The sequence below is a fragment of the Micromonospora polyrhachis genome, from assembly GCF_014203835.1.
In the GTDB taxonomy this organism is placed as follows: Bacteria; Actinomycetota; Actinomycetes; order Mycobacteriales; family Micromonosporaceae; genus Micromonospora_H; species Micromonospora_H polyrhachis.
In genome coordinates this window covers 5,885,148-5,898,044 of record NZ_JACHJW010000001.1, presented here as the reverse complement: position 1 = coordinate 5,898,044, position 12,897 = coordinate 5,885,148, and the positions used below count along the sequence as shown (strand labels likewise).

The following is a 12,897-nucleotide window of genomic DNA, read 5'->3' as shown; positions in this document are numbered from 1 at the left end:
TTGCCATCTTCTTCATGAGGCACCTCCATTGTGATCCATCTCCGGACTGGCCCAGAGCGTAAACCCGATCAAGGGAAATATGAAGACTGATCGTTGGCCGCACTCGCGCGGTCAGGCTAATCGACAAAAGTCGTAGGATCATTCGCCAGGAGAGGTCAAACCGGGCCAAGATCGGCCACCTCGGAGCGAGTCGCCACGATACGCCACATCAATTCGCGAGCACCCGGAGCAGCAGAACGAGCAGGCGTCACGCGCCCATAGCGGAATCAGCTGACTGCACCCTGCCACCTTCGACGACACTCTGAATCGTTCTGCACAGCAACCGCACAAAGGATGCTCCGGGAGAGCAAATAATTCATGAATCGACACCCAGCCCGCCGGTGCGACTACGAGAACTCTGGCCACGACAGGGCGCTCGTTCCGAGACGGAATGAGGCTCCCACCGAACAGGGCAGCAGATTCCACCACATTTCCATAGAACTAATGAGGTCTATGTCCCGCCCGGGTCGGTCGGGGTCGTTGCGGAAGACCACCGGATACCTGAGGGTAACGACCGAGCACACGCCGAGCAGCCGCTCACCCCCGGCCTGTCCGACGCCGGGCAGTGACACCGGGCAGTCTGGTGACGACCTCGGCGAGTCAGGAAGTTTGGCTCTATCGCACTAAGGTTACTGTGACAAAACGTCCTGGCGCGACTCGCGCTGCCATGAATACGGGAGGGCATTGCCGTGACCACCCCACCGGTGTCCAGCACGTTCGGGTTCTCCGATGATGAGTGGGGGCTGTTGGTCGGCCTCCCCCAGTCGGTGCTCACCGCAGCCAGCGCCGCCGAATCCGACGGTGCCCGACGGACCCGGACAGAGAACGCCGTGGGCCTGGAGGCGATGGCCGCCGGCCGGGAATCGGCCAGCCCGCTGGTCGCCGCCATCGCCGGCGAACTGGTGTCCCGGGTCGGTGACCCGGAAGCGGGCGAGGAACTGCCGGCGATCGAGCCGACCAACCCGCAGGCGGTGATCGCCGACGTGCTGGAGCGGGCCCGAGCCGCCTCGACCCTGCTCGCCAGGAAGGTCGACGAGGGGGAGGCGGGGGCGTACAAGCACTGGCTCGTAGCGATCGCCGAACAGGTGGTCACCGCCGCCAGCACCGGTGGTCTGCTCGGCCTCGGCGGCGACATCGTCACCGAGTCGGAGCGGCGGTTCCGGGACGAACTGTCCCACGTGCTCAACGACTAGCGGCGGCGGTGCGCCCCCTGTAATAAGGCGTGGGAAGGGACGGCTGGGCCGAATATCTGGCCCGGCTGGCCTGTCCTTGGACGGCCCGAAGGCCTGTCTTCGTCCCCTCCCGTCGTCCGAGTAAGCAGCGTGTCTGGCGGCCGTGTCAGGGTTATGACCATGAGACGATTCGTCCTCGCGGCTGCGGTGTCAGTGCTAATGGTGACCGGTTGCTCCAGCGGCGGCGACACCACGGCGAATACTGGAACCGATTCGGCGAGATCAGCGGCACCGTCGGTGTCTGCGGAAGCCGATACGCTGCTGGCCCGCTTTGGCTTGGCTGGGAAGAGCACGGTGGAGGTCATCGACCAACTCGACCGGCTGGACCTGCAACAGCGGCCGGCTGACCTGAAGGCGTCGGTGCGCCCGAGCGAACTGATGGTCTCTGCCGGTGGGCAGGAGCACAGCCTGGCCCTGCCCGGCGACCGCTTCTACCTGTCGGTCGCCCCATACGTGCAGCGGACCCACGAGTGCTTCTACCATTCGCTCACCACGTGCAAGGGTGAGCTGGCCGGTGTTGAGGTGCAGGTAAGGGTCGTGGACGACGCCAGCGGCAAGGTGCTGGTCGACGAGGTGAGCACCACCTTCGCCAACGGCTTCGTGGGATTCTGGTTGCCTCGTGGCATCACCGGCACGCTGCGGATCGCCTCCGGTGGCAAGGTTGGCGAAACAACAATCTCCACCGGCCCGGAGGCGCCGACCTGCCTGACGACGTTGCGGTTGGCCTGAGCACTCTCTGGCGCGTCCGTGCCTGGTCGGAGGCGGTCCGTGATCGACCGGGTACGGACGCGCGACCTATCGGGGTGGTAGGAACCGGAGCATCACCCGACAATGGTCGCCGTGACAAGCGAGACCCCTGAGCCCGAGGCAAACACTCCTGAGCCCGAAGCAAGCACCCCTGAGCCCGAAGCAAGCACCCCTGAGCCCGAAACAAGCACCCCTGAGCCCGAAGCAAGCACTCCTGAGCGCGAACCGACCGCCACGGTAGCCATCACCACCCCGCAGACCGCGACGAAGGTCCGGGTGGACACCCCCGGAGTCACCGTGGAGATCGAGGCCCACGAGCCGCTGGAACAGGTGGTGACCACCGCGATGCGCCTGTTCCACGAAGCCGGTGGCTGGCCCCAGGAGAGCCGGTACGCGGCCGGGTTCGCCCAGGTCGAACGCCGAGACACCCCGCCGACGCAGGCCAGTTCCATGCCGTACGGCCCCGGCCCCTATCCCGTACAGGCACCCTGACCCGGCCAGCCCGTCGCCGGAGGGATCACTCCTTCTCCGGCGCGAGCAGGTCCAGGACGGCGTTCTCGGCTGCCTCCCGGGAGGTGTCCGCGTCGACCCTGGCCACCACGCCATCGTGGTAGAGGTCAACCACCCGAGGATCCACATAGGAGGTGCGGGCCACGGTCGGAGTGTTGCCCAGCAACTCGGCCACCTCCCGCATCACCCCGGCCACCACCCGCTTCCGCCGGGTGGCCGACGGCTGCGGCCCGGCGGCGGCGAGCTGCGAGCCGGCCAGCACCGTGGCGTGCCAGGTACGGAAGTCCTTGGCCGTCATCTCGCCCCCGCTGGACGCGCGCAGGTAGTCGTTGACGTCGTCACTGCGTACGTCGTGCCAGGCTCGACCATCCCAGTAGCCGAAGAGCCGATCCGCCGTACGACGACGGGAGCGCAGGTCACGCAGGACAGCACACAGGTCCGGGTCGACCACCTCGCAGATCTGTTCGATGCCGCCCTTGGCCGGAAACTCGAACACCATCCGCCCCCGGCGGGACCGGGCATGCTCGGGGCGCAACGTGGCCACTCCGAAGGTGGCGTCGTCGCCGGCCGCGTACTGGTCACTGCCGACCCGGAAGGTCCCCATGTCCAGCAGCTTCGTCACCGTGGCCAGCACCCGCTCCTGACTCAACCCTCGACCGGCCAGGTCGTTCTCCACCCGGTCTCGCAGCTTCGGCAGCCGGGTGGCGACCTCCAGCACGTGGTCGAACTTGGCCTCGTCCCGCTTGCGCCGCCACAACGGGTGGTAGAGGTACTGCTTGCGACCGGCGGCATCGGTGCCGGTGGCCTGGATGTGCCCACCCGGATGCGGCGAGATCCAGACATCCCGCCAGGCCGGTGGGATGGCCAGCGCGTCCAGTCGGTCGATCTCGGCTCGGTCGCGGATCGGCTGCCCGGCCTGGTCGAGATAGGTCGTGCCACGGCCACGACGCCGCCGCCCGTAGCCGGGTTTGCCGAGGTCACTTCGTCGTAACCGCACCGCGCGCCTGCCCCGCCCGGTCGGCTTCGTCCGCCGCCACCAGCACCTGGTCGATGTCGATCGCGGCCAACGCCGGCCGCACCCACTGCCAGTCCGCCCGCCGATCCGCACGTTGATCCGTCCCGACCCGGCCGGTCAGCTCCTCGCTCCACAGCGTGCGGTGCCACGGGCGGTCCGGCGGCGGTCCCCACCGTCGGGGCGAGACCGGACCGAAGAGCACCACCGAGGGCGTCTCGTACGCGGTGGCCAGGTGCGCCACACCGGTGTCGGCGCTGACCACGAGCCGGCCGTGCGCCACCAGGGCGGCCAACTCGGCCAGGTCGCCCCGTCCGGCGAGCACCCGGTCCCCCGGCAGACCGGCCTGGCGGGCGACCCGCTCGGCCAGGTCCCGCTCGGCCGTCGACCCGGTCACCACCACCCGATGCCCCAGCCGGGTCAGCTCCCGGGCCACCGTCGCGAACCGCCCCGGCGCCCACCGTTTGCCCATCACCTTGGCGCCTGGATGCACGATGGTCACACCCACCGGTACCCGATGCGGGCTGGGTCTACGCAGCCCCAGGTCGGTCGGGTCGGCGGGGATGTCGTACCAGGCCAGCAGGCGGCACCAGCGGTGCACCTCGTGCTCGTCGGCGTCCCACGCCGGGCCGTCGTGGTGATCGGCCGGGGCGCAGGCGAAGGCGACCAGTCGCTGCGGGCGCGCGCCCAGCAGCAACCGGTGTGACTGCGGCCCCTGCCCGTGTAGGTTCACCGCCCAGTGCGGCGGGTCGATACCCCACTCGCGGCTGGCCAGGCCGTCGGTAGGAACGATCTGGTCGATACCGCCGATCAGCTCGACCAGCGGGATCAACCAGGCCGGCACGGCCAACGCCAGGGTCCGGTCGGGGAACGCGGCGCGCAGCCCGCGCAGCGCCGGCACCGCCGTGGCGAGGTCACCGACGCCGAGCGCCCGCAGCACCAGAATCACGGGTACGAGGTCTCCGTCTCGGCGCAGACCACCATCTCCCGTACGGCGCAGCCGGCCGGCTGCCCGAGCGCGAAGAGCACCGCCGAGGCGACGTGGGTCGGGTCGTTGAGCGAGGCGTCCGAACCGGGGCGGTACTTCTCCTCGCGTTCGTCGAAGAAGGCCGTACGCATGCCACCCGGCACCAACAAAGTGACCCCGACGGAGCCGGCGAGTTCGGCGGCGAGAGCCCGGGTGAAGCCGACCACCCCGAACTTCGCAGCGCAGTACGCGGTCGCGTCGCCGACCGCCTTGACGCCCAGCGTCGAGGCGACGGTGACGATCCGACCGTGTGAGCGTTCCAGATGCGGCAGGGCCGCCCGGATGACCGCGGCGGTGGCCAGCAGGTCCACGGTCACCACCCGTTCCCAGGTCTCGGCCGGTACGTCCACCAGCCGCCCGGGTACGTCCATGCCGGCGGCGGTGACCACCGCGTCCAGCCCGCCGGCCCGCTCGGCGAGTTCCCGGGTGGCCGCCTCAGCGGCCCGGGTGTCGGCCAGGTCACACTCCACCCAGGGCACCCCGTCCTCGGGGGCCTGCCGATCCAGCACGTACGGCCGCCCGCCGGCCTTCACCACCCCGGCGACCACGGCTGCGCCGAGTCCACTCGATCCGCCGGTGACCAGGACGGCCGGACCGGTGCCCGGTTCCGCCCCGGCCGGGCCGATGTCCGATCGGTCGTTCGTCATCGGCTCTCCCCCACCGGCTGGCGGCCGGTCGTCCGGGCCGCGTCGATCATGCTGGTGGTGGACCGACCGTCCAGGTAGGGCACCACCACGGTCTGTCCACCCCAACGATGCAGGAGTTCCGCCTCCGGCAGCCGGGGTTCGTCCCCACCACCGGTGTCGTAGTCGCCGCCCTTGACCCAGATGTCGGGTCGCAGCCAGGAGAGGGCGGCGTGCGGGGTGGACTCGTCGAAGACCACGACCGCGTCGACGCAGCCGAGCGCGGCCAGCAGCCGGCTCCGGTCCGCCTGGCGGACCAGCGGCCGGTCCGGTCCCTTGAGGTTCGCCACGCTGACATCGGAGTTGAGGCAGACAACCAGGCAGTCGCCCAGTCGACGGGCGGCTTCCAGGGTGGCGACGTGCCCGGCGTGCAGCAGGTCGAAACAGCCACCGGTCGCCACCACCGTCCCACCGGCCGCCCGTACCCGGGTGACGACCGCGCCGGCCGCCGCGACCCCGATCCGCTCCCCCCGCCCGTTGACCGGCACCGCCACCGCCACCTCCGGGGCCGGCGGGGTCACCGCCACCGGGGCCGGTACGGCCGCCGCCACTCCCCCGCCGGCAACATATCGAGACGCCTCGGCCACCCCGTGCTGCACCGCCTCGGAGACCAGCGCGCCCCGCGCCAGTGCGACGGTCGCGGCAGCGGCGAACCGGTCGCCGGCCCCGCAGGTGTCACCATCGGCGCTGGTCGGGGCGGGCACCACCAGCGGCGTCTCGCCGGCGTGGCACAGCAGCGCACCCTCGCCACCGAGCGTCACCGCGACTGCCCGCGCCCGCCAGCGCTGCCGCAGTCCCTGCGCTCCGCGCGCGGCGACGTCCAGCCGCGGTCCGCTGGTGGCGGTACCGGACAGTTCCCGGGCCTCGGTCTCGTTCGGGGTGGCCAACCACACGCCAGGCACCGCCCCCGGGCCGCGTGGGTGCGGATCCCACACCACCGGGGCCCGGGTCGCGGCCAGCGCGGACCGCAGACCCGGCTGCCGCGCGACGCCCCGACCGTAGTCGCTGACCAGGATCGCCGCCGCCTCGGCCAGCACCTCCAGCACCGCCTCGGTGGGCTCGCCGGGTGCGCCGGCCGGGCCACCCCGGTCGTAGCGCAGTAGCATCCGGCCCCGGGTCCGCAGCCGGATCTTCTCCGGTGTGGAGCCGGGCAGCGGCAACGCGTAGACCTGTACCCCGGCGGCGGTGAGCAGGGTGCTGAGCCGGGCTCCGCCGGCATCGTCGGCGAGCGCCGTTACCAGGACCACCTCGAATCCCTGGTCGACGGCGAAGAGCGCGGCCAGGCCGGCGCCGCCGGGCCGGTCCACGTGGTTACTCTCGTCCAGCACCGGCACCGGCGAGTCCGGGCAGAGCCTGTTGACCATGCCCTCGACGTCCCGGTCGAGCAGCGTGTCGCCGAGGACGACCAGCCGGCCGGTCACCAGCCGGCTCCCCGGCCCGGCTCGACCTGAGCCTGCCCGACCTGTGTCTGCCCGACCTGTGTCTGCCCGACCTGAGCCCGCTCGACCTGATCGGCGAGCACGCCCGGCAGGGCGGCGTCGACGTACTCACACAACACGTGCGCCGAGACCAGGTGCAGTTCCTGCACCACCTGCGGGTCGGACGAGGGCACGGCGACCACCTCGGCGCAGACCTCGGCCAACGGGTTGGGGGCGGGACCGGTCAGTGCCCAGCACCGCAGCCCCACCTCCCGCCCGGCCTGCGCGGCGCGAACCAGGTTGGCGCTGCGGCCGCTGGTGGAGAGCAGCAGCAGAATGTCGTCCGTGCGGCCATGGGCGCGTACCTGTCGGGCGAACATGTTCTCGTACCCGTAGTCATTGCTGATCGCGGTCACCGCCGAGGTGTCCGCGCAGAGGGCGATCGCCGACAGCGGCTGACGGTCGTCGCGCAGCTTGCCGACCAGTTCGGTGACCAGGTGCTGGGCCTCGGCCGCGCTGCCACCGTTGCCGGCGACCAGCAGCCGTCCCCCGGCAACCAGCCGCCGGGTCAGCTCGTCACCCCACCGGCTGAGCCGGTCGGCCACCTCCCGGTAGGGCAGCAACGCCGCCGCCAGGCCGGCAAGGTGACTGTCCAGGATGCCGGCGGCCCCGGGCCGCAGTACGTCGCCTGGCCGCAGCGCATCGCCCGGCCGCAGTACGTCGCCTGGCCGCAGCGCGTCCCCCACGGTCTGCGGCAGCACCGGGGTGACCGGCTCCCGGCCGGTGTCGCCGGCCAGCACGTCCCTGCCGATGGCTTCGGTCATCAGGCCACCACCCGACTCGGCCGGCGTACCCCGCTGACGGCCGCGTAGATGGCGGTGAGCTGGTCGGCGGCGCGCCGCCACGAGTAGTGGTCCCGGATCCGGTCCAGGGCGGCGGTGCCGTAGCCGAGCCGGCGTACCTGGTCGTCGAGAAGGCTCCGCAGCGCCAGACCGAGTGCCCGGGAATCCCGGGGCGGCACCAGGTCACCGGTGAGCCCGTCGACGATCGTGTCGGTGAGGCCACCGACGGCGGTGCCGACCACCGGCACACCGCACGCCATCGCCTCCAGTGGGGTCAGGCCGAACGGCTCGTACCAGGGGGCGGCCACCAGTACGTCGGCCGAGCGATACCACTGCGCCATCTCCTCGCGGGGCACCGCACCGACGAGGCACACCCGGTCAGCCACCCGGTACGTCTCGGCCAGTGCCCGCAGCCGGCGGGCCTGCGGATCGTCGGCGAGCTGCTCGGGCGGCGGGCCGCCGACGATCACGCACTCGGCCTCCGGCACCAGCCGCATGGCGCTGATCAGGTCCTGGAAGCCCTTGCGTTCGACCAGCCGGCCGACGGAGAGAATCCGGGGCCGGTCGCCCCGGTAGGCCACCGCCCCGACCGGCGAGAAGTTCTGCTCGTTGACCCCGGAGGGGATCACCGTCATCCGGGACCAGGGCACCCCCATCCGGATCAGCTCGCGTACCTCGTCCTGGCTCTGCGCGACGACCCGGTCGACGGTACGGCCCAGGTCGCGTTCGTAGCCGACCCGGTTGGCCGGGCTGGTGTCCATCGCGCCCTGGTGTCGCCGCTTGACCGTGCCCAAAGCGTGGTACGTCTGCACCACCGGCACCCCGGTCAGCTCGCTGGCGGTCAGGGCGGCGAGCCCGCTCATCCAGAAGTGGGCGTGTGCCACCTCCGGCACCCAGTTGTCGCCCTGCCACTGTGCGGCCAGCCATCGGCCGAACTCGTCCATGTACGGCAGCAGTTCGTCCTTGGCGATCGGCTCCGCTGGCCCGGCCGGTACGTGCACCACGGAGACCCCGTCGAGCATGCGCACCGTACCGGGCAGGTCGGCGCTGTCGCGTCGGGTGTAGACCCGTACGTCGTGGCCGGCGGCGGCCAGCGCGGTGGACAGCTCGGCGACGTGCGTGTTCTGGCCACCGGCGTCCTCCCCGCCGAGCACGGCGAGCGGGCTGGCGTGCTCCGAGATCATCGCTAGGCGCATAGCTCCTCCTCCAGCAGCCGGTCCCAGTCCGCCAGGAACCGATCCAGGCCGTACCGGGTACGGGCGACCTCGCGGGCGCCGGCCCCGACCCGGTGGGCGACCGCCGGGTCGTCGATCAGCCGGCGGGCGGCGTCCAGCAGGGTGTCCACCCGGGTGGAGAGCACCCCGGCCCGGGGCGGTACGGCCGCGACCGCCTCGGTGGCGGCGAGCACCACCACGGGCATGCCGATGGTCATCGCCTCGATGAGGCTGAGCCCGAGGGACGTCCAGCGGCACAGGTGCAGGTACGCCCGGCGGCGGCCGAGTTCGGCCTGCATCCGGGCCTGCGGCAGGTCGTCGTAGGTGGTCATCCGGTCCGGGGGCAGGCCCAGGTGCTCGGCCAGTCCGGTGACGCCCATGCCGAAGACGTCCAGCGGGGCAATCTCAGCGAACTGGGGCAGCAGGTCGGTGCCGGTGACCCGCCAGCGGCGTACCGGTTCGTTGACCACCACCGCGAGCCGGTCCAGCTCACCGGTGTACCGCACCGAGGGCGCGACGATGCCGTGCTCGACAACCGTCGTACGGGTGCCACCGGTGTCCCAGCACAGCGAGTTGAAGTGGGTGACGTGGGCGATGAGCAGGTCGGCCCGGTCAGCCATCGGATGCCGGCTGTTGGGCACATCCCCCTTCGGCGTGTTGTGCTCCACGTAGATCGCCGGCACGTCCCGGCCGACCCGGCGGCCCAGCCAGACGCAGGCCAGCTCGTACTCCTCGGGTCGTTGCAGTACGACCAGGTCCACGTCCTGGTCGGCCAGTTCCTCCGCGGACACCTCCTCGACGGTGTCCGGCCAGGGATAGGTTCGGGCTCGCCCCAACCCGTACGGCCCCCGGTCTGGCGTGACCGGGACCAGGTAACGGTGCTTGCCGTGCACGAAGGCGGTGGTCCAGGAGCCGTGCACGTGCCAGAGCAGGATGTTCATGGCGACCTCTCCCCGAGCAGCCGAACCGCCTCCACGACGCTGTCCGGCTCGACGGTGGACAGGCACGGGTGTCCCGCGACCGGGCAGGTGGTGGCCCGGGTGTGCCGGCAGGCGGCGGCGGCGTCGCCGAGGCGTACCGCCGGGACCCGATAGGGGCCCCACTGTCCGTACGAAACGGTGGGGGCGAAGAGGCTGACCACCGGGGTGCCGACGGCGGCGGCCAGGTGAGCCGGACCGGTGTTGCCGACCACCAGGCAGCCGGCTCGGGCGATGATCGCGGCGAGTCCGGTGAGCGAGGTCTGCCCGCCGAGGTCGACACCGTGCCGGCCGGCGACCCGGGTGGCGAGTTCGCCCTCCCCCGGCCCGCCGGTGACCACGACCCGATGGCCGGCGGCGGAGAGCGCGGTGACGATCCGTTCGCAGAGTTCCGGTGGGCAGGCTCGTGCCTCGACCGACGATCCGGGATGTACGACGACATACCCGGGTTCGGCCACCCCATCGTCGCCATCGCCATCGCCATCGCCATCGCCATCGCCATCGCCATCGCCGGGCTGGGAGGCTACGTAGTCGACGGTGAGGCAGTCGGCGCGCAGCCGTAGCACCGGTTCGTCGTCGGGGGGCAGTGGGAAACCAGCGGCGGCGGCGAGGGAGAGGGCCCGTTCGACCTCCGGGATACCCAGCGGCACCCGATGCCGTACGTCCAGCAGCGAGCCGGGATAGTCGTCGCTGATCGCGGCGATGCGACCCACCCCGGCCAGGCGCAGCACCAGCGCGAGCGGCAACGCGGACTGGTGGAAGGAGGTGAAGAGCACCGCCTCCTCGGCACCGACCTGGGTGAGCTGGTCGACCATCCGGTCCACCATGGCCCGGTCGATCGGCTCCGGTTGCGGGTCGATCCAGGGCAGCGGCCACTCGATGAGTTCGTCCACCCCGGGCAGAAGTTCGGCGGCGGCCCGCCCTCGGGGGCCGCAGAGCATCACCACCCGGTCGGCTCCGGCCGCGACGGCGCGGATGGCAGGGCCGGTGACCAGGACGTCACCGGCCGAGTCCGGGCGGGCCACCAGGACGCATCGCGGTCGTTTCCGACCGGTGCCCGCGCTGCGGACGGCACTGGTCAATCGGTGCCGGCGCAGGATCAGGTCGACCGCGCTGGCCAGGTCACCGGCGACGGCCGGCGCGGCGGCCACCTCCTCGGTGCGGGTGACCGGGGTGGGCACCAGGATGCCGGCGGCACCGGCTGCTCCGGCGGCGGTCATGTCGGCACCGATGTCCCCGACGACCACGCACCTGCCGGGTGTCGTGCCCAGCTCGCGTGCTGCCGCCCGCACCAGGCCCGGGGCGGGTTTGCGGCAGCGGCAGCCGACCTCGCCGGGGGCCGGTGCGGCGTGTGGACAGACCTGCCAGGTGTCAAACGGGCCGAGTAGTTCTTCGACGCGGGCGTTTACTCGGGCCAGGTCCTCGGCGGTGAACCGTCCCCGGGCCACACCGGACTGGTTGGTCACCACTCCGATCCGCAGGCCGGCCGCGCGGAGCCGGTCGAGGGCTTCGCGGGCACCGGCGACCGGTCGCACCCGGTCCGGGTCTCCGTTGTACGGAACGTCGTGGATCAGGGTCCCGTCACGGTCGAAGAGAACGGCCTCGAACAGGGCCGAAGACTCGAACCGGGCCACCCCCTCGAACGGGGCGGATGACTCGATCGGGGCGGGTGACTCGAACCGGGCCACCCCCTCGATCGGGGCGGAACCGGAGCCGGGTCGCATCGCACCGAGGCGGGCGCCTACCGCACCCGGCCTACCCTCGCGAGGATCAACCCGGTCGTTTTGCACGCGGGCAAATTCCCAGGAGCAGGAGGGGTAAACCTGGGCTGCTCCCGACCGGCATCAGGCCGCCACCCGTACAACTTCGGTATTTTGTCCCGAATTATCAGGTGATATCGGCCGAATCATCATGATCTTGGCCGACCACAGTAAAGGGCCGCGTTCTGCATTGACTACCCTTGCCACTGACCGCTATTGGCAAACCGAGGATGCCCCGATGATCGAACCCGTACAGTTGCCCTCTCCGTGGCGGGACGCACGCCTAACCGTCGTCGTACCCACCTACAACGAGGCTGACAACCTGCCTGTGCTGGTCGATCGCCTCCTCGCTCTCCCCCTGCCGGGCCTGAGCATCCTGATCGCCGACGACAACTCGCCGGACGGCACCGGGGACGTGGCCGACAAGCTCGCCGCCGAGCACCCCGAGCGCATCCAGGTCGTGCACCGGGCCGGTAAGGAAGGGCTCGGTCGGGCGTACGTCGATGGCATCAGCCGCGCCCTGGAAGGCGGCGCGGAGTACGTGGCGCAGATGGACGCCGACCTGTCCCACCCGCCGGAGGCGCTGCCCGGCATGCTCGGCACTCTGCTCTCCACCAAGGCCAGCGTGGTAATCGGCTCTCGTTACGTGCCCGGCGGGCAGCTCGACGAGGCGTGGCCGCTCTACCGCCGCATGCTCAGCGGCTGGGCCAACCTCTACGTGCACACCCTGCTGCGGGTACGTATCCGGGACCTGACCGCCGGCTTCAAGATCTGGTCCGCCGACGCGCTGCGGGACATCGGCCTGGACCGGGTGCAGTCCAACGGCTACAGCTTCCAGGTCGAGATGCACTACCTCGCCACCAAACTCGGACACACCATCCTTGAGGTGCCGATCCGGTTCGAGGAGCGCCGCGACGGCGAATCCAAGATGACGACGGCCACCAAGATCGAAAGTGCCCTGATGCCGTTCAAGCTGCGCAGCCGGCACCGCAACATCACCCGGAACGACCCCCAGCCGAAGTAGACCCGCTCAGGCGGAACGGCCCGCGCCTCGGGGCCGTTCTGCCGCCGTGCGGCCACCCACCCCAGCCAAGCCGCTCCCCATGACGCCGCGCCCCATGATCGGATGCGTCTCACGAGTACGACACGCCGCCCGCTCTGCTGCTGAGCCGCCACCGATCGCACCCATCAGGTGCCCTGTTCCACCTGCGGGCGTAACGTCGGCGTCGTGGAGGTCCTGCTGCGGGGCGGGCCAGGTAGCGGGCAGGTCGTGCCCGCTACCGGCGAGACCGCGCTGTGGCGGACCTGCCTCTATCAACGCACCGGCGACTGGGGGCACGCTCAAGGCAGGGACCTACGCGTGTACGACCACCGGCCCGACTGCTGCGAGCCCTTTGGTCGAGGCGCCGAGGACCGCTGCGAATAGCCCTATGGTC

The 12,897-nt window shown here is 71.2% G+C and carries 13 protein-coding genes; 5 read left to right on the top strand and 8 right to left on the bottom strand.

Annotated elements, in window-relative coordinates; all coding sequences use genetic code 11:
- The first annotated feature begins 728 nt into the window (after positions 1–728).
- The 3 genes from FHR38_RS26155 to FHR38_RS26145 all read left to right on the top strand — a co-directional run bounded on the left by FHR38_RS26155 (position 729) and on the right by FHR38_RS26145 (position 2,510).
- Positions 729–1,232 carry a hypothetical protein gene (locus tag FHR38_RS26155; protein WP_184537181.1) on the top strand — a complete coding sequence of 168 codons (504 nt, stop codon included), beginning with the start codon at positions 729–731 and terminating at the stop codon, positions 1,230–1,232.
- 333 nt (positions 1,233–1,565) lie between these two features.
- Positions 1,566–2,000 (top strand): CueP family metal-binding protein, encoded by a 435-nt coding sequence (locus FHR38_RS26150; RefSeq protein ID WP_221449190.1) that lies wholly within the window; start codon positions 1,566–1,568, stop codon positions 1,998–2,000.
- 111 nt (positions 2,001–2,111) lie between these two features.
- A complete protein-coding gene (locus FHR38_RS26145) occupies positions 2,112–2,510 on the top strand; it encodes a hypothetical protein (RefSeq protein WP_184537177.1) in 399 nt (132 codons plus the stop codon).
- A gap of 25 nt (positions 2,511–2,535) precedes the next feature.
- Here FHR38_RS26145 and FHR38_RS26140 read toward each other — a convergent pair whose 3' ends face one another.
- From FHR38_RS26140 to FHR38_RS26105, 8 genes are read right to left on the bottom strand one after another with little or no spacing between them, the layout of a single operon-like run.
- The gene (locus FHR38_RS26140) at positions 2,536–3,525 is read right to left on the bottom strand and encodes a DNA topoisomerase IB (protein WP_184537175.1); all 990 of its coding nucleotides are present in this window, start codon (positions 3,523–3,525) and stop codon (positions 2,536–2,538) included.
- The gene (locus FHR38_RS26135; RefSeq protein WP_184537173.1) at positions 3,506–4,489 is read right to left on the bottom strand and encodes a glycosyltransferase family 9 protein; all 984 of its coding nucleotides are present in this window, start codon (positions 4,487–4,489) and stop codon (positions 3,506–3,508) included. The genes FHR38_RS26140 and FHR38_RS26135 overlap by 20 nt, the downstream gene beginning before the upstream one ends.
- The gene (locus FHR38_RS26130; RefSeq protein ID WP_184537171.1) at positions 4,486–5,214 is read right to left on the bottom strand and encodes an SDR family oxidoreductase; all 729 of its coding nucleotides are present in this window, start codon (positions 5,212–5,214) and stop codon (positions 4,486–4,488) included. Before FHR38_RS26130 ends, FHR38_RS26135 begins: the two co-directional genes overlap by 4 nt.
- Entirely contained in the window at positions 5,211–6,614 is a 1,404-nt protein-coding gene (locus FHR38_RS26125; protein ID WP_246447771.1) for a PfkB family carbohydrate kinase, read from the bottom strand. The genes FHR38_RS26130 and FHR38_RS26125 overlap by 4 nt, the downstream gene beginning before the upstream one ends.
- 53 nt (positions 6,615–6,667) lie before the next feature.
- The gene (locus FHR38_RS26120) at positions 6,668–7,492 is read right to left on the bottom strand and encodes a D-sedoheptulose-7-phosphate isomerase (RefSeq protein WP_184537167.1); all 825 of its coding nucleotides are present in this window, start codon (positions 7,490–7,492) and stop codon (positions 6,668–6,670) included.
- Positions 7,492–8,706, bottom strand: a complete 1,215-nt coding sequence (locus tag FHR38_RS26115) for a glycosyltransferase (protein WP_184537165.1) — start codon at positions 8,704–8,706, stop codon at positions 7,492–7,494. The genes FHR38_RS26120 and FHR38_RS26115 overlap by 1 nt, the downstream gene beginning before the upstream one ends.
- Positions 8,697–9,665 carry a glycosyltransferase gene (locus FHR38_RS26110; protein WP_184537163.1) on the bottom strand — a complete coding sequence of 323 codons (969 nt, stop codon included), beginning with the start codon at positions 9,663–9,665 and terminating at the stop codon, positions 8,697–8,699. Before FHR38_RS26110 ends, FHR38_RS26115 begins: the two co-directional genes overlap by 10 nt.
- Positions 9,662–11,425 (bottom strand): HAD-IIIA family hydrolase, encoded by a 1,764-nt coding sequence (locus FHR38_RS26105; RefSeq protein WP_184537160.1) that lies wholly within the window; start codon positions 11,423–11,425, stop codon positions 9,662–9,664. The genes FHR38_RS26110 and FHR38_RS26105 overlap by 4 nt, the downstream gene beginning before the upstream one ends.
- Positions 11,426–11,699: 274 nt before the next feature.
- Here FHR38_RS26105 and FHR38_RS26100 point away from each other — a divergent pair, with 274 nt between their 5' ends.
- Positions 11,700–12,485, top strand: coding sequence for a polyprenol monophosphomannose synthase (locus FHR38_RS26100; protein WP_184537158.1), 786 nt, complete (start codon positions 11,700–11,702; stop codon positions 12,483–12,485).
- Between the two features lie 204 nt (positions 12,486–12,689).
- Positions 12,690–12,887, top strand: coding sequence for a hypothetical protein (locus FHR38_RS32575; protein ID WP_312882414.1), 198 nt, complete (start codon positions 12,690–12,692; stop codon positions 12,885–12,887).
- Positions 12,888–12,897: the final 10 nt, after the last annotated feature.

What these genes read in the sequence shown, in the direction of transcription:
- FHR38_RS26130 (WP_184537171.1), bottom strand. Translation starts at nt 5,214, where the DNA reads ATGACGAACGACCGATCGGACATCGGCCCGGCCGGGGCGGAACCGGGC.
- FHR38_RS26125 (WP_246447771.1), bottom strand. Translation starts at nt 6,614, where the DNA reads ATGGTCAACAGGCTCTGCCCGGACTCGCCGGTGCCGGTGCTGGACGAG.
- FHR38_RS26120 (WP_184537167.1), bottom strand. Translation starts at nt 7,492, where the DNA reads ATGACCGAAGCCATCGGCAGGGACGTGCTGGCCGGCGACACCGGCCGG.
- FHR38_RS26115 (WP_184537165.1), bottom strand. Translation starts at nt 8,706, where the DNA reads ATGCGCCTAGCGATGATCTCGGAGCACGCCAGCCCGCTCGCCGTGCTC.
- FHR38_RS26110 (WP_184537163.1), bottom strand. Translation starts at nt 9,665, where the DNA reads ATGAACATCCTGCTCTGGCACGTGCACGGCTCCTGGACCACCGCCTTC.
- FHR38_RS26105 (WP_184537160.1), bottom strand. Translation starts at nt 11,425, where the DNA reads ATGCGACCCGGCTCCGGTTCCGCCCCGATCGAGGGGGTGGCCCGGTTC.
- FHR38_RS26100 (WP_184537158.1), top strand. Translation starts at nt 11,700, where the DNA reads ATGATCGAACCCGTACAGTTGCCCTCTCCGTGGCGGGACGCACGCCTA.